Source organism: Candidatus Woesearchaeota archaeon (genome assembly GCA_016214075.1).
Taxonomy (GTDB): domain Archaea; phylum Nanobdellota; class Nanobdellia; order Woesearchaeales; family DSVV01; genus JACRPI01.
On record JACRPI010000036.1, the window covers coordinates 25,102 to 44,172 of the forward strand.

Genomic DNA, 19,071 nt, shown 5'->3' on the forward strand with positions numbered 1-19,071 from the left:
GGCTACTGCCTTGGTTTATCTAATCTTTTCACAGTTCTTTCTGTTAAAAGAATCATTTGTTCTATCGCGATTGTGTTTAATTTTTCCAGGCGTTTTGCTTTTTCTAGTCCTTCTTTGATGAATAATGCGTTCAAGTTTTCCAAGTTAGACAAGCAAACGAGTTGAGAGACGTCAGCGTAATCTCGAATATTCCCATCAAGAGCAGGATTTTTCTCTCTCCATTCTTTGGCTGTAAAACCAAAAAGTGCGAGATTAAGTATATCAGCTTCTGTCGCGTAAATAAGGTTTTCTTCGCTTCGAGAGATTGTTTCTGGGACAAGATGTTTCTGAATAGCATCGGTGTGGATTCGATAGTTTATTTTTGCAAGATTCCGTTTAATGTCCCAGCCTAATTGTTTTCTTTCGTTCTCTTCTTCTTTGAGACGTTGAAATTCTTTAATAAGATAAAGCTTGAATTCAACAGAAATCCATGATGCAAACTCAAAGGCAATATCTTTATGCGCATACGTGCCACCATATCTTCCGGATTTAGAGAGTATTCCTGTTGCTTTTGTTTTGTCTATCCATTGTTTTGCAGTAAGGATAAAGCTATTGAGTCCTGCTTGCTTTCTAAACCCATCGAATTCGATGGGATTAAAACAAGGATTGTTTATGGATTCCCAAAGACCAAGAAACTCAATAGTATTTCTATTTCTAAGCCAATTTTGTATAATATAATCAGTTCTATCAGCATCTTTGTATCTTGCAATATCTGTAATGGAGATATAATCTTCTTTTTGTAAAGAAAGAGTGATATCCTTACCCAACACATGTATTTTTTTATCCATAATGAATCCAAGAATGATGTAAACTTATATACCTCACAGCAGCGTGTCCAGTGTGGGCTGTGGAACAACTTTACTGAGAATAAGAGCACACGACAAAGAAAAATGTCCTGTGCTAAAGATGAAATTAAGAAGAAGCAAATACTTCCGGAAGATACGTGAATTTATACTCTTGTGTATATTGCATAAATTGATAATCTCGAATAATATCACTAAATTTGAGTCTCAACTCTTGAATATGGGCATAAAATTCATCATTGCTTTTCACTTGAAATTCTGTCTCAAGATCAGCACCACCGACAAGTTCTGTTGTATGGACAGTGTTTGGGTGCTGATGGATGTAAGAGAAGATTCTTCTCTTTTTTTCTGGCGTTATATTTTGTAAGGTGAGATGAAGCTTAAAATAGAGATATCCTAACTTATGAATGTTCAAAAATGGTTTAAAGCCAATAATTATTCCTTTTTCTATAAGTTTCTTTATCCTATAGCGTACGACAATTTCTGTAGTTCCTATTTTTCTGGCTATGTCTATAGACTTCATTCGGGCATCTTTAAGAATAGTTTTGAGAATTTTATAATCCATTTCATCAATGATTTTAAATCCATATGTTTTATGTTCATCAAATCCCATGAGTAATGGCTTGATGGTGCCGCTTTTTTTCTGAAGGAGGAATTCTTTGTGATATATCCACATTCTTGTAACAATGGAAACATCATATTTTTCAATATAAAAACTAAATTTAAGAAGAAAAGCATCGATAAAATCCCTATACTCATAGACATTTTTGACAAAAATACCTGTGTTAATATCCCAAATTCCTTCAACTTTCGTTATCCAGCTTACTTTTTCTTTCAAGTATGCTATAATCTCCTCTTCTTTTGCCACAGATATATTTCGGAGCTTGAAGAATGTTCGATACCAGTCATAACCTAATTTCATTGAATTCAAAAGAGTCATAAAATAGTGAATATGACCTTCAGTGCACATCCTGTTTATTCGATAGCGGACAGAATCTCTACTCAAACCAACATGTTTCGCTATTTCTGCATCAGATTGCCGTGCATTTTTTTCCAACTCGTAAAGTATTTTCCTATCTTTGAGATTAAGATCTGTCATTTTCTCATAGAAATGATATTTTTCTATATATATTTATCGTTTTTGTGGATTTTTGAGAAGAAGATTTTATATTTATTATAATCATACTTATCACTATGGTGCTTCAAACAGAAACATATACTCCTAAAAGAATAGTTCATTTAAACGCGGAGTTAACGAGAGCATGTAATCTTCGATGTAATTATTGTTTTAATGAATCAGGAACACGAATGTCTGGGGAGTTAGATCAATCCAAATGGCAACGTGTTATTGATATGAGTAAAATGTATGGTGCAGAAAGTGTTCTTTTTACTGGTGGCGAAGTTACTGCACGAAAAGACGCACCAGATATTGTTCGTTATGCACTTGCATCTGGATTAAGAACAAGTATTCTCACGAATGGGTTTCACCTACGAGATCACGTATACAAAGGACTTATTCCTTCTTTAGAACGAGTTCAGATTAGTCTTGACAGTGCAACTCCTTCTTTTCATAATCAAAAGCGTGGTGTTGGTTCTTGGAATATGGCAAGAGAAGCAATTGATTATGTTTGCGAATTGGATGTTGCTGTTGAAATCAGTGCAACTGTATCAGAAGATTCTCTTGATGAACTTTCTGGCATTGCAGACATTGCATATCAAACAAATTCCAAAGTATTGATACGACCAATCCAATGGATAGGAAGAGCAAACGCAAGAGAAAGAAATGATGTACAAGAAGCAATTGAACAGAGAAAAAAGGAGCTCGAAGAAAGAGTTGGAAATATATTCGTAGAGGACTTCGCAAAATATGTTCCAGTCCTTGGATCTAATCACGATATTATTATAAGAGAACAAGGATACATCACTATTCTTCCTGATGGAAAAATAAGAGGAGTAAGAGAAAAAAATTTTGAATTAGAAAGAGCTGCTTAATTTTCTTCTTTATCATGGAAATAAAAGGTAAAGTTGCATTCGTTACTGGTTCGACAAGAGGAATTGGTAGAACTGTTGGAGAAAAACTATGTAGCCTTGGCGCTCTTGTCTATTTTAATTCTCATAATTCCAAAGATGAAGGAATTAAGCTCCAAACAGAACTTGAGCAACATGGATTAAAGGCATTATATCTTCATGGCGATGTTTCTTCAGAAGAAGAAGTTAGAAAAATATTTAAGATTATTAAAAAACAACAAGGGAGATTAGATATTCTCATAAACAATGCAGGGATTTATCTTCCAGATAAGTCAGATTATGAAAGTTATTCTGCAATTCACAAAGTCAATGGGTACGGCTATTTTTTATGCACTTCTTTAGCTTCAGAAATGATGGAAAGTGGAAAGATCATAAATATTTCTTCCATTTATGAACTTGATGCAGATTCAAATTCAATTTTAGCAAGTGGAGTCAAAGCAGAGGTTGGAGCATATACGAGAGCATTCGCAAAAAAGCTAAAAGGAAAAATTGAAGTGAATGCTGTAGCACCAGGATACACAGAAACGCCATTATTAAGAAATAGCCTATCTCAAACCTTTATTGATACCATCATCACTAATACACCAATGGGAAGACTTGTTAGACCTGTAGAAATCGCAGATGCGGTTATCTTTTTAATAAGAAATGATGGAATTACAGGACAAACGATCGTAGTAGACGGCGGGTACACAGTATAGAAAACCCCTATTTTAATTTCTTACTTCTTAATCCTCTTCATCCTAAACACATTCTCTCGATCCATTTCATCAAGGCGCATTTGAATGAACTTTCGCTGCACATCAAGTCGTGGAATAATTTCAAACTCTAAAGCGTTAACACGACGTTTGGTTTTTTCGATTTCAGTCAACAACTTCTTAATCCCTGTTTCAACTTCAGCGGCTTCAATGATTTTGCGAACAACTTTTTCAAAAGAGACAGAAGCCTCATCAATAACAGCAGAGCTTGCGATAGTTCCATACCCTCTATCAGCGCCTTTTTCCTTGTGCGAAGTAGTTATTTTCGGAACAACAACACCCATAATGTTGCGAGAATGCATAGTGATTGAAGGTGCGTCACGAACAGCAAGCGCGAGAGAACTCACTTGAACATCGCCCTCAATGGTTCGCGCAATATTCACCGTGTAAAGCGCTTTCTTATACTCTTCTGTCAATTCCTGTCGAACAGTTTTCGCGCGCTTCAAGATTTCAAAAAACTCTAAAATAAGACCATCTCTTTTTTTCTTCAAAAGATTGTAACCAGATTTCGCGAGTTTAATGCGATTCTTAAGCTTCATCAGCTCGCTTCGGGTTGGTTTAATGTTCTCTGCCATACTTTCACATCAATTTATTCTTTTTTTGCTTTGTAAAACTTTTCTTTGAGCTTTCCGCTAAGTCGTGTTAACTCATTCGAAGGAATAGCGCCAAAGAGGTGCCACCCTAAGTCAAGTGTCTCTGAAATACTTCGATCTTCATCACGGCGTTGTCGGACAAATTGATCTTCAAACGCTGCTGCGAATTTCAACAAACGAAGATCACGCTGGCTTAATGCTTCTTCACCAACAATTGCGACAAGTCCGCGAAGGTCTCGTCCTTCTGCGTAACATGCGTACAACTGATCAGAAACTCCTTTATGATCATCGCGAGTCTTTCCTTCTCCTACTCCAAGGTTCATCAATCGAGATAAACTCGGGAGAACGTCCACTGGAGGATACACCCCTTTTCGATGGAGTTCTCGAGAAAGAACAATCTGTCCTTCTGTAATGTATCCTGTCAAATCTGGAATTGGATGTGTAATGTCATCTCCAACCATAGTCAAGATAGGAATCTGCGTGACAGATCCTTTTTTCCCTTTGATCATGCCTGCGCGTTCGTAAATCGTTGCAAGGTCTGTGTACATGTATCCTGGATATCCTCGTCGTCCTGGAACTTCTTCACGAGCAGCGCCGATTTCTCGCAAGCTCTCGCAGTAGTTCGTCATGTCTGTTAAGATAACAAGAACGTGCATGTCTTTTTCAAAGGCGAGATATTCTGCAGTCGTCAATGCCATTCGTGGAGTAACAAGTCGTTCAACAGCGGGATCGTCTGCAAGATTCAAAAACACAACGCTTCTATCGAGAGCGCCAGTTTCTTCAAATCCTTTCATGAAGTATTGTGCTTCTTCATTGGTGATACCCATTGCTGCAAACACAACAACGAAGTTTTCTTTTTGTCCGACAACCTTTGCCTGACGTGCGATTTGCAATGCGATTTCGCTATGGGGCAATCCACTTCCTGAAAAGATAGGAAGTTTTTGTCCACGAACAAGCGTGTTTGTTGCGTCAATAGTGCTAACTCCTGTTTGAATAAAGTCGCTTGGCTGTTCTCTGCTATACGGATTGATTGCAGCGCCAATAATGTCCAGCTTTTTTTCTGGAATAATGCCAGGACCACCATCAATTGGTTTTCCTGCGCCGTTAAGAATGCGACCAAGCATTTCCTCTGAAACATTAACTTTCAGCGATTGTCCTAAAAATGTCACGCTAGATTGTTTGTCAATGCCAGATGTTCCTTCAAACACCTGAACAACAACAAGGTCATTGCTCGTGTCAAGGACTTGACCATTTTTTAATGAGCCATCAGAGAGGCGTAAGGTGACAATCTCTCCATATCCAACAGGTTCTGTTTTTTCAACAAAAACAAGTGGTCCCGCAATTCTATTAATTGTTTTATACTCTTTCATGATTTTCACCTGTTTATTCACGCAATTGCGCGAATTCTTTTTCAATCTCTTTTTCAACAGTATCAAGATGTTGCTTCCATTCTTTGGTAAATTTCGCTTCTGCGATTTTATCTTTCGCGGTTAATCCAAGAATTGTTTTGACGTGAATGCCACGAGCAAGCGTCGCTTGCGCGATTGTGTTGTACTTCAAAATCAATGTCATGAGACGATACGATTTCTCAATAGTACAATACGTGTCAATATCGTGGAACGCGTTCTGCTGAAGAATAAATTCTCGGATCAAACGAGCAACTTCAAGAATAAGCTGCTCTTTGTCTGGAAGCGCGTCGCTTCCAACAAGCTGAACAATCTCGAGAAGTTTTTCTTCTTGTTGGAGAATAATCATCAATTGCTTGATAACATCAGGCCAGTCTTCAGAAACATGTTCTCTATACCATGGAGCAAGTGCTTCATGATACAAACTGTACGAAGTCAACCAATTAATAGAAGGGAAGTGTCGTCGTTGTGCGAGTTTTGCGTCAAGTGCCCAAAATGTTTTCACAACACGCAACGTGTTCTGGGTAACTGGTTCAGAGAAGTCTCCACCTGGAGGACTGACTGCGCCAATAACTGAAATACTTCCTGTCTTGTCTGTTCCAAGAGGAATACCAATACCCGCGCGTTCGTAAAATTCCGCAAGTCGAGTGCTGAGATATGCTGGATATCCCTCTTCTCCTGGCATCTCCTCAAGTCGTGAAGAAATTTCTCGCATCGCCTCTGCCCATCGACTGGTAGAATCCGCCATGAGTGCAACATCGTAGCCCATGTCACGGTAATATTCTGCGATAGTAATACCTGTGTAAACGCTTGCTTCTCGTGCAGCGACCGGCATGTTCGAAGTATTCGCAATCAACACAGTTCTGTTCATAAGAGGTTTTCCAGTTTTTGGATCCTTCATGTGTGGAAATTCAGTAAGAACTTCTGTCATTTCGTTGCCTCGTTCACCGCAGCCAATGTAAACAATAATTTCTGCGTCACACCATTTCGCGAGCTGTTGTTGGGAAACAGTTTTTCCTGCGCCAAATGGTCCTGGAATTGCGGCAACTCCCCCTTTTGCAAGAGGGAACAAGGTATCGAAAATACGCTGTCCAGTAATGAGTGGGGTGCTTGGAGATAATTTTTTCCTTAATCGTCGCGCGGATCGCACAGGCCAATAGTGCATTAATTTCAATTCTGCGCCATTGTCGAGTTTCCCGATACCTTCTTCAACAGTGTACGTTCCTGATTTGAGTGCGACAAGTTTTCCTTTCAAATTTGGAGGAACCATAATCTTATGGATTAATCCTTCTGTTTCTTCAACAGTACCTAGAACATCGCCACCATTAACCATACTGCCAACAGACGCTGTTGCACTAAATTTCCATTTTTTTTCAAAAGGAAGTCCTGGCGCGTCAACACCACGTTGAATGTAGCTGCCCATTTTTTCTTCAAGAAGAGGAAGCGGTCGCTGAATACCATCATAAATGCTCGTCAATAACCCTGGACCAAGCGCGACAGAAAGTGGTTTTCCCGTGTTAATGACAGGTTCGCCAGGAGTAAGGCCAGTGGTATCTTCGTAAACCTGAATAATTACTTTGTCACCGTCAATCTGAATAACTTCTCCCATGAGTTTTTCATTGCCAACGCGAACAACGTCGTACATGCGTGCTGCAAGATTTTTTGCAACAACAACAGGCCCAGCGATGCGAAAGAGAACTCCTTTGGAGACTGCTTTTTCAGTTGTTTTTGTTTTTGTTTTTTCATTTTTTGCCATTATAGACTCACCTTATTCGTTTGTTTTCGTTTTGAATGTATTATTTGCTCCAGAGATCAACGCCAATGGATTTTTTGATTTTCTTGCGAAGCGTTTCATTGCTTGTTGCGTCAGCAGAGACAACAACAGTCACTGGTTTGACCCGAGCTTCAACTGCCTCGCGAAAAAAAAGAGGAAGCTGCTGCATGGTTGTTTCATCAGTGATAATAATCCCGAGGGCACTATCTGCAAAAAGTGCTTCAAAATCTTCTTTTGCAGATTGCGTTTCACGGGTTTCAACACCCGCAAGTCGGAATCCTAAGACAAATTCTGACGGTCCGAGTGCAATAATTTTATTCATGAATGTCCACCTGTGTTTATTTTTTGTCGAGTACGAGTTGCTCTTCGAGGAACTGCTCTGTTAATCCAAATTGTTTTCCTTTGACGAGCACACGAAGATTACGCATTTCAATTTCTTTGGCAAACATATAACCAAGGAGTGTATCAACGCTTAAAGGAAATTGATGAAGCAAGAGTGTTGCTTTCTGTAAATGCCAAACATCAAGACTTTTTTCAAAACCTTTGAGATCCTGCTGGTTAAGTGCAGCCTGATGAAAAGAAACAAGCGAGCGAAGAGAAGTCTGAGAGAACGCCTGAATAATACCTGCAAAATCTTTTACTGCAAGAGCATGAAGTTTGGAAATAGAAAAGAGTGCTCCTCCTGAAAAAAAGAAGGAAGTAATTTCCTGCTGTCCAAGTCCTTGTTTTTTGAGGCGAAGCAAAAGTTTAACATTCAAGACATCAATTTCTGCCTGAAGAAGTTCTTTGAACAGTTGGTGTTCTCCTGCAAGCTTTGTGAGGAAACTAAAAAGGAATGTATAATACGATTTATCGAGGAAATTCTCAAGCGCGAGCAAAGACTTTTCTTTTTCATAATACGCAAGCGAGTCAGCAGATTCTCGGTCAGTAAATCCTGCCTTGATTAAGACAGAAGACATACTTTCAGAAGAAAGCAACTGAGAAAGTTTTTTGTCAGAAAATGTCCCGAGAGGAAGAAGCAATGCTTCAACGTCCGCATGTTTCTGTCCTGCAGCTTTGCCGCGAAGTATGGTTTTCAAATTGTAAATGTCATGACGGAAAAGATACGCGCGAAGAAGATAATTCATCTCTGGACTGCAGATGCGTAAAAGTTTCTGCATATTGCGAATAAGGTTTGAATACAACCCCCGCTCAACAAGGGTATACCCTGAATAAGTCTTACCCAATGCGAGAATGTCTTCTTTGTAATCAGAATTTTCCAAATATGCGGCGATATCGCTTCCTTGCATCTTAAGCAATTTATCATAATCTTGTTTTCGATAGAGCTTTCCTTTCATTGCCATCACACGAACGTAGGTGTATGGATAAAAGGAAACGTGAATGCTTTCGGGGTAGTGTTCTTTAAACATAGTATCACATTATTATTTGTTTATTCTTTGAAATGCGCTCATCTTCAGTTGCTAAAAAGCAACGCGTAAACCTCTTGAAGTTTTCTTTCCTGAAGTTGACTGAGGATAGTGTCAAAGCTGTAATCAAAACGGTAATTGCCATCTTTACTTTCCGCGACAATGCCACCAACAAGAGGTTTTTGTTCAACAGCGGAGAAAAAGCTCTTGACAATGGAAACATCTTGAGCGGCGCAATAGATTTTGCCAATCGCGCATTGTTTTTTTGCGCGATCAACAAGCGTTTGAAGGATTTTTGTCTTCTCTGCTTTAGGCATTTTTGCGAGACTCGCGCTAAATTCTTGAAAGAGTTCTTCCAAAAGTTCTTTCTTTTTTTGAAGAAGAACTTTTTTGGAAAGCAGCTGCATACTTGCGTAGTAGCGTTTGTCCAGTGCGTCAAGTTCTTTTTTAAGCGCTGCGTCTACTTCTGCCTCAAAAGCATCAGCAATGCCGTGGCTCGCATCAGTATCTTTTTTAACTTGTTCTTTTGCTGCACCAACAATGTGCTGTGCCTCTTCTTCTGCATGATCAATGATTTCTTTTTTTACGTGGTCTAAACCCATAATGAACACCTGTGTTTTTGCTATGAATTACTTGAATGATAATGAATATAAAAAACCTTGAAAAAAGGAATGAAAAACAAAGCGCCAAAGCGCGTCTGTTTTATAGCGAACGAACCAAATTTTCGTAATTTTACATGTTCGTTCGCTTATTAGCTGACACACGAAATCACCTTAAAAAAATTACGATTATTTCGTGCGTCAGCTATACTATTCCAAATTTATGCTGCCATTCCCATGATGAGAATTGCAACAACAAGGCCAAAGATAACGAGCGTTTCTGGAATAACAGTAAGGATTAATCCTTTTCCAAATAACTCTTCTTTTTCTGCAAGTGCGCCAACTGCTGCAGTTCCAATGGATTTTTCCGCAATACCGCTTGCCATAGCGCTAAGACCAAATGCAAGAGCTGCACCAATAGATACCAATCCAACACCAATACTTACTTCTGCTGCCATACGATTCTACCTCCGTAGCATGTTATTTTTTATTCATCTATTTTTTTCCTGTCCAAACGCGACAAAAGGGATTCCTCCCCCTTTGTAAAATTTGGAAAAAAACTCCACATAATGGAGTCGCAATGAGTGTAAAAATGGACCAATAACGCCAAGCGCGATGTTAATAGAGTGCCCTGCCACTAAAATAACAAGTGCGAGCACAAAATAAACCCCACCTCTTTCCATAAAAGGAAGCGCGAGATTTTCATTAATAACGACTGCGAGACCAACAGAGCTTAAACCTACAGCGCCAAGTCGTAAATAGGAAAGAATATTCGTGAGAATCGCAGGAATTTCAACAAGTCCTTGAATTCCTTCGCCAATGAAAAGAAGCACTGCTGCAAGAACAACGAGTGCAAGACCAATACTCCAATGAAGAGGAACAAGACCAAGACTGCTCAACACAAGAACAGCTGCGCCAAGTTCTAAAATATACCAGCTGATTTTCGCGTAAAACGCGTGCGCAAATCCGTGTGAGACCAGTTCATTGATAAACCCGAGGAACAACCCAATGTTCACGTGAATAAAGCCAAGGATCGCGCCAAGCACAAGGACAGTGGGAAGCGTCGCTCCTAAAAGCGTCGTTTCTCCATGCAATCTATTCAAAAGCCGAGGGAATGAATACACTATTTCTCCATCATGGAGAACTTCTGAATGAAGCGGAATGCCATACTGAAGCAATTGTTCTCCTGTCTGTTCTGAAACATGTTCAAAGCCAAAATATTCTCCAAAGACAAAGCCAAAAAAGATGCTAATAATCGCAGAGAGCATCATAACAGTAAGAATGCTTCGTGCAGTAGGCATCTTCCACCAAAGCAGTGCGAAAAGTAAAAGAGTCACAAGACCATAGCCAACATCTCCAAGCATAAGGCCAAAAAAGAAGGGGAACGTGAAAAAAAGGAAAAAGCTTGGATCAAGTTCTTTGTAGCTCGGCAATGTGTAGAGGTGCAGGAAAAATTCAAACGGTTTGACAAAAAACATGTTTTTGAGAATAATAGGCACTTTGTCTGTTTTTGTTACCTCAAGCGTTTCAAGATAGATCTTATGATTGGTCTCTTTTTCAAGCGCGTGTTTGAGTTGTTGGAATTCTTTTCCGCTAACCCATCCTTCAACAACAAATGAGCGTGCTGTCTCTGCGAAGCGCAACGGCGCTTGTGCTTGCTCAGATTCTTGTTGTAAATAAAAGACAAAGGAAAGCAGTTCTGAAACATGCTGTTTCTGAAATGCATAAAGTTGTGTCTCAATGTGTTCTACATCTTTTTCAAGAAGGTGAAGAGAAACCTGAAGTTTTTTTGCATGTTCACCAAGAGAACCATGATACGAAGAGAGATCAGCAAAAGGAAGTGGCTTAAATCCATGTATCTGAAGAACAGAAGAAACACCAGAACCATGGCGTGAATCTGCAAAAACTGCAACATAAGAAATACCATCAAGCTGTGCAAGAGTAATTTGTATTTTTTTAGTCACTTGCAAAAGTGCGGCTTCTACTCCTTCTGAAGAAGAAACAGAACCAATAAAAGAAGATAATGATTTGAATGGAGCAAGGCTTGCAGCGTCAAGATGCAACGCGTCTAAAAGACGAAGCTGCTGAGCGACTGCTTTTTTTTCTGCAACTGCAGAAGCGAGGGTTTGCTGTTGCTGCTGTAAAGTATCATGGTCACTGAGAAGTGTTGCAAGATCAGATTCTAAGTCTACAAGAGAAAGAGCAGTTTTCTTTTTTAATGCTGTCTGTGCAGCAGAAACAAGAAGGGGATCAAAAGACGCGAGCAATGAACGTGCACGAACCAAAAGTCCAGAAATGTGTTCAGAATTCCTAAGCGGAGCTCCAATGTCAAGCTCTTCTGTCTTTTTATGATCAAGAAGATGAACAAGTTTTAAAGAATAAAGCGTGCGAATAAGAATAGAGAGCTGGGTCTGTGGACCGATAATCCGAATCTTTGTAACGCGTGCTGATTGTAACATGAAAACACCTTATGCTTTGAGCAAAACCTTAAATTCTTGAGAAAGAAAAGAGTGTGCTTTTTTCTTCTGCGAAGCTGCAGTTGCTGCAGCGTCATTTGCATGTTTCTCTGCTTTCTTGAGGAATTTCTGCTGTTCTTTTTCAAGTTCTTTTTTTCGATGAGTAAGCGATTCTGCCTTTTGTTCAAGGACTTCATGCTTTCGCTGGACTACAAACGCGTCTGCGTCTGCTTTCCCTTTTGCGAGCATATGCATTGCTTTTTCTTTTGCTTCTGCGATTATATGATCAGCGTGTGTTTCTGCTTCCCGAATGTCATGAAGTACTTTTTCCAAAAAAATCACCTTTATAGAGGCAAATGCCCTCATCTCTTAAATATGTACTATAGAGTCTATAGGAACTAAATAGTTTTTACGAAAGATGCAATTACGACTTCGCCTCCTGTTTTTCAAGTTCATAAAAGAGCGCCCAATCCACCAGTACTTCAGAGACTGACGTAAGGAGTTCTTTTGCGCGCTTTTTTTCATAAGTGCTGATATCTTTGACTTTGACTGTTTCGATGGTATCGACTTTTTTAATGAAGGTGATTGCTGCCTGAACACTAAGAGTAAAAGAAGCATCTCCGACATTGCCAAGAACGTCTTTGAGAACATCGACAACATCTAAGATTAATTTCAGGAAGGAAACATCAACAGGATCCATGACACTCAAAATATCAACAAGCCGTTCAAGCTCTTTGGACATATGGGAAATATAATACAACTCAATCGTCCGAAGTTGAGAAGAATGATGAAAGCTAAATGCTTCAACGATAGATTTATCGAGGAGAAGCTGGCTTCTGTCGATTTCCTCCTCATAGCGCATAACAAGCTCCTTGTTATAATTTTTCATCATGACAGTAAGCATGTTTTTGATCTTGCGAAGCATGGTTTTGAGAAGCGAGCCTAATTCTTCAATCACAACAGAACCTTCACAAGTGATAGAATCTTTATTGAGTTCCACAAGTTCAAGACTGATCAATTTTTTCTGCTGTAAAAGCTTTGTATAATCTATTTGTTTATCAAGATAGATAGTAAAGCCAGACGCAGGAGTGAGATAGCTTGCGATAATAAGCTTGTGCAAAACATCAAGATTGTCTTCTTTGACACGAAAGGTAAGTTCTTTTTTCTTCCCTTCCTGAAGTTCAGGAGAAAGCGTGAGGGTGCCATCTTCATTGACAGCAGTAGAAACCTTGCTTTTCGAGCTCAGTTTATGTTTTCTGCACCAGGACGTCGGGAGGTACACATAATGCATATTCCCTGTTTTCTGTACATTTCGTATATCCATAAATAGGGAGTAAATAGTAGGTATTTATATAAGTTTTGTAAGAGATTTTGGTGAAAGAGAGAAATGAAGAATACAGAAGAAAAATAATGAAAAAGAGTAGGAATATAGTTAGCTCTGTAAAACGAAACGCGCACTAATTTATTGAATGTTCGCTCAGTAAAGTCCTTGTATGACAACGCAATCTATTATTAGATTATGACGTACACAAAAAAATAGAAAAACGAGAATAAGGATAAAACATAAAGTAGAAAAATCAAAACAACCAAACCTATATATTCAAGTACCCATTATTTTAGGAGAATGAAAGACAAAATACTCGTAGACCCAGAAGGAATAAAATATCTCTTCAAAGGCAATGATCTCCATACAAAAGATGGCTTTGTCAGCAAAGATGCGATCATAAAAGCAAAAGCAGGAGCGCAGCTCAAGACGAATAAAGACACGACATTAACAGTGCTTGAAGCATCGTTCTTGGACAAATACTGGAAAATTAAGAGAAATGCGCAGATTATCCCGCTGAAAGACCTCGGCTTTATTGCGGCAGAAGTGGGAGTGGGAAATGACTGGACCATTGTCGAAGCAGGCGGGGGAAGCGGCGGCGCGACAGGGTTTTTCGCGCATCTCTGTACCAATGGGCAAATCTATACCTACGAAATACGAGAAGATTATATCAAGATTGTAGAAGAAAATCTCGCGTTTCTTGGACTTAAAAATGCCGCGCTCAAAAAGAAGAGCATCTATGATGGCATTGAAGAAAAGAATGTGGATATGGTCCTCTTAGATCTTCCAGAACCATGGCTTGCTGTGGATCATGCGCTTGCTGCGCTAAAATATGGGGGCTATCTTGTTTCATATAGCCCTTGCGTACCACAAGTGATGGATTTTGTCGATAAAGTGAGAAATACGCCAGGCTTCCTTTATCTGAAGACCTGTGAAATTGCGGAAACAGAATGGGATGTTCTCGGCAGAAAAGTCCGCCCAAAAAGTCAGAGTATTGGACATAGCGGTTTCTTGACGTTTGTAAGAAAAATATGAAGAAATGATTTCTAAAAATATATTTTAATTGTTATAATTATTGTTCATGAGAGAAAAAGACGCTCGACAAATGCTCACGTCTTAACGCACAAGGTCCAAGAGAAAAGTTTGGCTTTGTGCGTTTCTCAGAGCAAAAAATAACAACATGGCCAGACGGAGCGAACGAGGTTCACTTACGAAGTGAGTGGTTCTCGTTCGCGGAGTAGGGCTTGTGGAGCAAAGCGACACAAGACCGTCTGTGCCAGTGTTGTTGTTATTTTTTGCAACGTAGTGACTATAACGAACAAACCTTTAAAAACGAATTTTCATTACCTTCTCAAATAATGAAGAGACTTATCAAGAACAAAAAAGCAGCGATGCCCTTTGTAGTCGCGTTCGTGGTCGTCATTGCACTATTCATCATTTTCTCAAAGATAGTAAGCATTACCACAAGAGAATGCAGCAAAGACGGAGATTGCAGTAATGACAGTTATTGTGGCAGTGATTTTCAGTGCCATAAATATCCTGTAATTACGCAAGTGACCTACATTCCTGCTGCGTTAATAATTGGCGCGTGTATTGTTGCAGGAGCATTGCTTCTGAAGAAGAAAAAAGAGTATGAAGAAAGCCATGGACATGGCGGCGGCCACGGAGGCCATCATTAATCTTAAAAATTATTCTTCTTCATCAGCGATAGAAGCAACCCAATCTTCTGGAATAATACTCATCATGCGGAATGCCATTGTTTTCGGATAGACCATAACGTCGCCTGCTTTGTATCCTTGGAAAAGGAAGAGCAGCATATTTTTATCTTCGTGAAGTTCTTCAAATGCATCAGAACGAACAGAAAAAAGCTGATTGGTATCGCGCATTGTTTGTAAAAGAGCAGCATCCTGAGCGTCATATGCAGAGGTATTGATAGCAACAACTTTGTAGTATGCGCCATTATCCAAAATTGCGCGATAATTTTTTTGTTTCACGAATGCAGCGATTTGACTTTCTTCAAGAACAGATTGTTTTAAAGAATGTTTTGCAGTCATGTTGACCATAACAATAGGAAAGAACAATGTATCATCCTCATGAATAAGATACAAAATCTGTTCCTCCCCAAGTTCTTGTTTGAGTTCCTGTATATCAGAATAGGTTAAGCTGATCGTGATCGCGACAAAAAGCGCGAGAATGAAGAGAAAAGTAACCACCACTTTCAGGACATTTTTGACCACAAAATAACAGACAATAGTACCAATGATGAGAACTGCTACCCACATGAGAAAGTATGATTCCATACATAAATTTAAGAATTGGAATTTTATATAGTTTCTTATTTTGAAAGGTGGAGAAATGCTGCAAGAGCGTCTTGTGTTGGTAATGTGAGGGGAGAAGGAAGGGTGTCTAAAGCAAACCACTGAACAGCCTCACATTTAGTAGGTTCTTTAATCGCTAACGATCCTCCAACAATTTTACTCAGATATTGTGGAGTAACCCAATGCTGTTTTTCATCATGCATGATATCGTCAGTCAAGCAGAGCAAATCAATAATTTCAATATGGATACCAAGTTCTTCAAAAATCTCTCGCTTGACACCATCATGAAATTTCTCATTGTAATCAAGAGCACCGCCTGGAATAGACCAAACACCGCAATTATTTTTGCATTGAGAACCACGTTTCATAAGAAGCACTTCATTCTTTTCATTAACAATAAATGCGCCGCAGCCAACGCCAATATAATCAAATCCTGGTTTCATAAGAAGAAGAGAAACAAGACAACATTAAAAAGATTATTCCTTCCTGCTGCAATACACGCGAAATCCACCTTTCTTGACAAGTGTCTCCACATTGCCAAAGACTTCTTTCATTTTCTTTTCCAGCATTGCGCCTCCTTTATTGTGCAGTGCGACAAGCTGCAGAAAACCACCAGAACGCACGTGCCCAACTGCCTGTTCAATGAGCTGATACACCAACGCTCGTCCTGCGTGATGAGGAGGATTGGTAATAATAGTGTCAAATTGTCGATCAGCAAGAGCAGAAAATAAATCACTTTCCATAATCTCAACAAGAGTATCATTCGCGCGCGCGTTCTCCGCGGCAGTTTTCAATGCGCGTTGATTTACATCGGTTAAAACAACAGTACAAGAAGGAAATGCTTTTTTGATGGAAATACCTAAAACACCAATCCCGCATCCTAAGTCAAGAACGTCCCAGCTTCTTTGTATTTTTACATGTTCTAAAAGAAGGAGTGTCGCGCTGTCCAGTTTCTCTGAGGAAAAAACACCAGAAACACAAATAAATGCAAGCGCCTGTCCATGATAGGAAGAAGTAACGCGTGTTTTTTTCAGCCGAGATTGTGGTTGGGGAGTAAAATAATGTTCTACCATGATTAAATCATAATATTGTAGAGCTTATACAAAAATCTATCGACTGCGCGGACAAGTTCTGCCTGTTCCCCTTGAATCGTGATGCAATTACCGTTTGCGTAAATAAGAGTTGGTGTTCCTGATTTGATATAAATCACCGGTTCAGTGGTAGAATCACAAGTCACAATAGGAACAGAAGCGCATTGTGCGTCTTCAACTGTGCACGCAGAAACTGGTGCAATGTTAAAAGTAGTGACTAAGTTTTGAGAAAGTTCTCCTGACGCGAGTGCGACATAGCCAAGATTTTCATCAGTAGGATTAAAAGTAAGATAGTAACGAAGGCTTGTGTTCGAAAGATTGCTCATGAGAACCGCGTTAAAAAATGGGTTGACATCTCCTGTAATAATAATGTCAGTCAAATTCTTTGGACCATAATGCAAAGGAACATCATACAAATCTTCTGAGAAAGAATTGTAAATTTGTGTATACCATAATCCGTCGTAATACACAAAGCTATAACCATTATATGTATAGCGATCGTCTTCATCAAGTTCTTCTTCAACAGTTTCCTGATGAAGCTCTGTTAAAGTCTGTGGATCTTGATCAAAAAATCGTGGAATAAGAAAAATTGTAAGAAGCACAAGAATGAAGATGCCAAGACCAATAAAGAATGCGGAGGTCGATGTTGAAGACTCATCTGAGTGTGAAGGAGCGCCTGCGGTCTTTTGATGCTGCGAATGCGCATGAGAAGCAGGAGTTTCAGAAGATGTTGTTGCGTCTCGAATTTGATACATCGCGAGATCTTCTCCAAGATCAGAATGCTCTGTTTTCTCTTTTTTATCGTCCATGGAAAATCAGGAATAATTAGCCCTTTTTTAAGCTTATGAATCTAAGAAGCATCCATGATGCCCGCAAGCGTATACACAACGCGATCTTTAAGTTTAAACAAGTCTTCCCATCGTGCTGCTTCAAGAACAACACAACCCGCTTCTTGGTAAATTCGTGGAGAAGTGACATTTGCCGTATGAATGAAGAGTGTTGGAAGGGGAGTAGAAACGCAGTCTAAAACAAGATAGGAATAAAGAGAAGAATTTGTCGTAAGTGCGAAAGATGTTTCTTGTCCAAAAGCAGGAAAGTCATCAACAGCAAGATCGCTGCGAAGGATTTCAATGTACTCAAGTGCACTATCTTCGGGGTCAAAGAGAATAACAGCTTGAGAGGAAGAACTAAGATAAGAAACAAGTGCACGATCAAAAGAAAGTGCTTCGAGAGAAGAAGGATAATTATAGCCATGAATATCTCCATAATCTGATTCTATGAAAAATCCTTCATCAGTAAAGGTGATATCGTGATCGTTGTATGCTTCAATAGTATCAGAAGAGCTTTGCGTTCCCTGCCAGATTGCGAGAACGCTCGAGATCATGAGGAACACAATGATAAGGCTCATGATATTCTTTTTGTTCCAAAATCCTTCGTCTTTCTTTTTGATCATCGTACTGCAAAGTATAAAGTGATTTATATGTTTTGTTATAGGAAGTGATATTGATAATCAATGTTTTTCTAGAATCAATTCTAAAAATAATCCATTTGCTATAATTAAGAAAGACATGGGGAGTCTCAAGGACTGTCAGGCGATTTAAGCAGCAGTAAAGCAAGGAGTAAAAAAACACGCACCAAGAAAAGTAAGAAATGTCAGGGGGACCCATTGCACCAAAGTGCAATGGGGGTATTGGAAATTATTTTATGAATAGAAATTATGAGATAATCAAAATGAGAAAGAAGAACAAAAAGCATATAAGACATAAAGACAACACAAAACAACAATGAAAGAAAAACCGATCATTGAAGTAAAAAACGTCTGGAAAACATATTACATCGGAAAAACACGAGTCGATGCGCTGCGAGGAATATCGCTCACGATCAACAAAGGAGAGTTTGTCGCGATTCAAGGCCCTTCAGGATCAGGAAAATCAACGTGCATGAATATCATTGGCTGCCTAGACATGCCAACAAAAGGAGAAGTGTATTTAGATGGACATGACATTAGGGAGTTTGAAGAATCTGAACTCAGCCTCTTAAGAGGAAAAAAGATTGGCTTTATTTTCCAACAGTTTAATCTCATCCACACATTAACAGCAGAAAAAAATATTATGTTGCCGATGATTTTTCAGGGAACAGAAAGAGACATTCAGAAAGAGCGCGCAGCAGAGTTATTGGAGCTTGTAGAACTCAGTGATAGAAAAGAACATCGTCCTGGAGAACTCAGTGGCGGACAACAACAGAGAGTTGCGATTGCAAGAGCGCTTGCAAATGATCCTGAAGTATTAATTGCGGATGAGCCGACAGGAAATCTAGATTCAAAGACAGGTGCCTTGATTATTGAATTTTTGAAAGAATTAAATGAAAAAGGAAAAACAATTATCATTGTCACGCACGATGAAAAAGTCGCAGAGCAGACAAAACGGATTTTATTGATAAAAGACGGAAAAATTATTAAAGAAACAAAAAAGGAGTAAGC

Annotated in this window: 22 protein-coding genes; 5 read left to right on the plus strand and 17 right to left on the minus strand. The window is 39.2% G+C overall.

Annotated features, from left to right (window positions below):
* Positions 1–2: 2 nt before the first annotated feature.
* Together HZC31_06820 and HZC31_06825 are read right to left on the minus strand one after the other, a co-directional pair.
* Positions 3–827: a KilA-N domain-containing protein gene (locus HZC31_06820; protein MBI5003071.1), complete on the minus strand. Its 825-nt coding sequence runs from the start codon at positions 825–827 to the stop codon at positions 3–5.
* 124 nt (positions 828–951) lie between these two features.
* On the minus strand, positions 952–1,941 hold the full coding sequence (locus HZC31_06825; GenBank protein ID MBI5003072.1) for an Lrp/AsnC family transcriptional regulator: 990 nt from the start codon (positions 1,939–1,941) through the stop codon (positions 952–954).
* Between the two features lie 95 nt (positions 1,942–2,036).
* Between HZC31_06825 and HZC31_06830 the strand changes: the two genes are divergently transcribed.
* Complete coding sequence (locus HZC31_06830; GenBank protein ID MBI5003073.1) at positions 2,037–2,834, plus strand: radical SAM protein; 798 nt, start codon at positions 2,037–2,039, stop codon at positions 2,832–2,834.
* Positions 2,835–2,848: 14 nt separating this feature from the next.
* Complete coding sequence (locus HZC31_06835) at positions 2,849–3,568, plus strand: SDR family oxidoreductase (GenBank protein MBI5003074.1); 720 nt, start codon at positions 2,849–2,851, stop codon at positions 3,566–3,568.
* A 20-nt stretch (positions 3,569–3,588) separates the two neighbouring features.
* On the opposite strand, the gene HZC31_06840 is transcribed toward HZC31_06835, so the two are convergent.
* The 10 genes from HZC31_06840 to HZC31_06885 all read right to left on the minus strand — a co-directional run bounded on the left by HZC31_06840 (position 3,589) and on the right by HZC31_06885 (position 13,183).
* Entirely contained in the window at positions 3,589–4,200 is a 612-nt protein-coding gene (locus tag HZC31_06840; protein ID MBI5003075.1) for a V-type ATP synthase subunit D, read from the minus strand.
* Between the two features lie 14 nt (positions 4,201–4,214).
* Positions 4,215–5,588 (minus strand): V-type ATP synthase subunit B, encoded by a 1,374-nt coding sequence (locus tag HZC31_06845; GenBank protein ID MBI5003076.1) that lies wholly within the window; start codon positions 5,586–5,588, stop codon positions 4,215–4,217.
* A 13-nt stretch (positions 5,589–5,601) separates the two neighbouring features.
* A complete protein-coding gene (locus tag HZC31_06850; GenBank protein ID MBI5003077.1) occupies positions 5,602–7,380 on the minus strand; it encodes a V-type ATP synthase subunit A in 1,779 nt (592 codons plus the stop codon).
* Between the two features lie 40 nt (positions 7,381–7,420).
* The gene (locus HZC31_06855; protein ID MBI5003078.1) at positions 7,421–7,720 is read right to left on the minus strand and encodes a hypothetical protein; all 300 of its coding nucleotides are present in this window, start codon (positions 7,718–7,720) and stop codon (positions 7,421–7,423) included.
* Positions 7,721–7,736: 16 nt separating this feature from the next.
* On the minus strand, positions 7,737–8,807 hold the full coding sequence (ahaC, locus tag HZC31_06860) for an ATP synthase A1 subunit C (GenBank protein MBI5003079.1): 1,071 nt from the start codon (positions 8,805–8,807) through the stop codon (positions 7,737–7,739).
* 44 nt (positions 8,808–8,851) lie between these two features.
* The gene (locus tag HZC31_06865) at positions 8,852–9,406 is read right to left on the minus strand and encodes a hypothetical protein (GenBank protein ID MBI5003080.1); all 555 of its coding nucleotides are present in this window, start codon (positions 9,404–9,406) and stop codon (positions 8,852–8,854) included.
* A 218-nt stretch (positions 9,407–9,624) separates the two neighbouring features.
* Complete coding sequence (locus tag HZC31_06870; protein ID MBI5003081.1) at positions 9,625–9,861, minus strand: V-type ATP synthase subunit K; 237 nt, start codon at positions 9,859–9,861, stop codon at positions 9,625–9,627.
* Between the two features lie 33 nt (positions 9,862–9,894).
* A complete protein-coding gene (locus HZC31_06875; protein ID MBI5003082.1) occupies positions 9,895–11,862 on the minus strand; it encodes a hypothetical protein in 1,968 nt (655 codons plus the stop codon).
* Between the two features lie 9 nt (positions 11,863–11,871).
* The gene (locus HZC31_06880) at positions 11,872–12,192 is read right to left on the minus strand and encodes a hypothetical protein (protein ID MBI5003083.1); all 321 of its coding nucleotides are present in this window, start codon (positions 12,190–12,192) and stop codon (positions 11,872–11,874) included.
* Positions 12,193–12,283: 91 nt separating this feature from the next.
* The gene (locus tag HZC31_06885) at positions 12,284–13,183 is read right to left on the minus strand and encodes a PhoU domain-containing protein (GenBank protein MBI5003084.1); all 900 of its coding nucleotides are present in this window, start codon (positions 13,181–13,183) and stop codon (positions 12,284–12,286) included.
* Between the two features lie 300 nt (positions 13,184–13,483).
* Here HZC31_06885 and HZC31_06890 point away from each other — a divergent pair, with 300 nt between their 5' ends.
* Together HZC31_06890 and HZC31_06895 are read left to right on the plus strand one after the other, a co-directional pair.
* Positions 13,484–14,218 carry a methyltransferase domain-containing protein gene (locus tag HZC31_06890; protein ID MBI5003085.1) on the plus strand — a complete coding sequence of 245 codons (735 nt, stop codon included), beginning with the start codon at positions 13,484–13,486 and terminating at the stop codon, positions 14,216–14,218.
* Between the two features lie 323 nt (positions 14,219–14,541).
* The gene (locus HZC31_06895; protein ID MBI5003086.1) at positions 14,542–14,862 is read left to right on the plus strand and encodes a hypothetical protein; all 321 of its coding nucleotides are present in this window, start codon (positions 14,542–14,544) and stop codon (positions 14,860–14,862) included.
* Between the two features lie 9 nt (positions 14,863–14,871).
* Here the strand turns inward: HZC31_06895 and HZC31_06900 are convergent, their stop codons facing one another.
* From HZC31_06900 to HZC31_06920, 5 genes are read right to left on the minus strand one after another with little or no spacing between them, the layout of a single operon-like run.
* Entirely contained in the window at positions 14,872–15,483 is a 612-nt protein-coding gene (locus tag HZC31_06900) for a hypothetical protein (protein MBI5003087.1), read from the minus strand.
* Positions 15,484–15,518: 35 nt separating this feature from the next.
* Positions 15,519–15,944 (minus strand): NUDIX domain-containing protein, encoded by a 426-nt coding sequence (locus HZC31_06905; GenBank protein MBI5003088.1) that lies wholly within the window; start codon positions 15,942–15,944, stop codon positions 15,519–15,521.
* A gap of 33 nt (positions 15,945–15,977) precedes the next feature.
* Entirely contained in the window at positions 15,978–16,574 is a 597-nt protein-coding gene (locus HZC31_06910; protein MBI5003089.1) for a class I SAM-dependent methyltransferase, read from the minus strand.
* Between the two features lie 2 nt (positions 16,575–16,576).
* The gene (locus HZC31_06915; protein ID MBI5003090.1) at positions 16,577–17,401 is read right to left on the minus strand and encodes a hypothetical protein; all 825 of its coding nucleotides are present in this window, start codon (positions 17,399–17,401) and stop codon (positions 16,577–16,579) included.
* A 41-nt stretch (positions 17,402–17,442) separates the two neighbouring features.
* Complete coding sequence (locus tag HZC31_06920; GenBank protein MBI5003091.1) at positions 17,443–18,045, minus strand: hypothetical protein; 603 nt, start codon at positions 18,043–18,045, stop codon at positions 17,443–17,445.
* A 346-nt stretch (positions 18,046–18,391) separates the two neighbouring features.
* Here HZC31_06920 and HZC31_06925 point away from each other — a divergent pair, with 346 nt between their 5' ends.
* Positions 18,392–19,069, plus strand: coding sequence for an ABC transporter ATP-binding protein (locus tag HZC31_06925; protein MBI5003092.1), 678 nt, complete (start codon positions 18,392–18,394; stop codon positions 19,067–19,069).
* Positions 19,070–19,071: the final 2 nt, after the last annotated feature.

Coding starts and splice junctions, on each gene's coding strand:
- HZC31_06820 (MBI5003071.1), bottom strand. CDS start 827: ATGGATAAAAAAATACATGTGTTGGGTAAGGATATCACTCTTTCTTTA.
- HZC31_06825 (MBI5003072.1), bottom strand. CDS start 1,941: ATGACAGATCTTAATCTCAAAGATAGGAAAATACTTTACGAGTTGGAA.
- HZC31_06830 (MBI5003073.1), top strand. CDS start 2,037: ATGGTGCTTCAAACAGAAACATATACTCCTAAAAGAATAGTTCATTTA.
- HZC31_06835 (MBI5003074.1), top strand. CDS start 2,849: ATGGAAATAAAAGGTAAAGTTGCATTCGTTACTGGTTCGACAAGAGGA.
- HZC31_06840 (MBI5003075.1), bottom strand. CDS start 4,200: ATGGCAGAGAACATTAAACCAACCCGAAGCGAGCTGATGAAGCTTAAG.
- HZC31_06845 (MBI5003076.1), bottom strand. CDS start 5,588: ATGAAAGAGTATAAAACAATTAATAGAATTGCGGGACCACTTGTTTTT.
- HZC31_06850 (MBI5003077.1), bottom strand. CDS start 7,380: ATGGCAAAAAATGAAAAAACAAAAACAAAAACAACTGAAAAAGCAGTC.
- HZC31_06855 (MBI5003078.1), bottom strand. CDS start 7,720: ATGAATAAAATTATTGCACTCGGACCGTCAGAATTTGTCTTAGGATTC.
- ahaC (MBI5003079.1), bottom strand. CDS start 8,807: ATGTTTAAAGAACACTACCCCGAAAGCATTCACGTTTCCTTTTATCCA.
- HZC31_06865 (MBI5003080.1), bottom strand. CDS start 9,406: ATGGGTTTAGACCACGTAAAAAAAGAAATCATTGATCATGCAGAAGAA.
- HZC31_06870 (MBI5003081.1), bottom strand. CDS start 9,861: ATGGCAGCAGAAGTAAGTATTGGTGTTGGATTGGTATCTATTGGTGCA.
- HZC31_06875 (MBI5003082.1), bottom strand. CDS start 11,862: ATGTTACAATCAGCACGCGTTACAAAGATTCGGATTATCGGTCCACAG.
- HZC31_06885 (MBI5003084.1), bottom strand. CDS start 13,183: ATGGATATACGAAATGTACAGAAAACAGGGAATATGCATTATGTGTAC.
- HZC31_06890 (MBI5003085.1), top strand. CDS start 13,484: ATGAAAGACAAAATACTCGTAGACCCAGAAGGAATAAAATATCTCTTC.
- HZC31_06895 (MBI5003086.1), top strand. CDS start 14,542: ATGAAGAGACTTATCAAGAACAAAAAAGCAGCGATGCCCTTTGTAGTC.
- HZC31_06900 (MBI5003087.1), bottom strand. CDS start 15,483: ATGGAATCATACTTTCTCATGTGGGTAGCAGTTCTCATCATTGGTACT.
- HZC31_06905 (MBI5003088.1), bottom strand. CDS start 15,944: ATGAAACCAGGATTTGATTATATTGGCGTTGGCTGCGGCGCATTTATT.
- HZC31_06910 (MBI5003089.1), bottom strand. CDS start 16,574: ATGGTAGAACATTATTTTACTCCCCAACCACAATCTCGGCTGAAAAAA.
- HZC31_06915 (MBI5003090.1), bottom strand. CDS start 17,401: ATGGACGATAAAAAAGAGAAAACAGAGCATTCTGATCTTGGAGAAGAT.
- HZC31_06920 (MBI5003091.1), bottom strand. CDS start 18,045: ATGATCAAAAAGAAAGACGAAGGATTTTGGAACAAAAAGAATATCATG.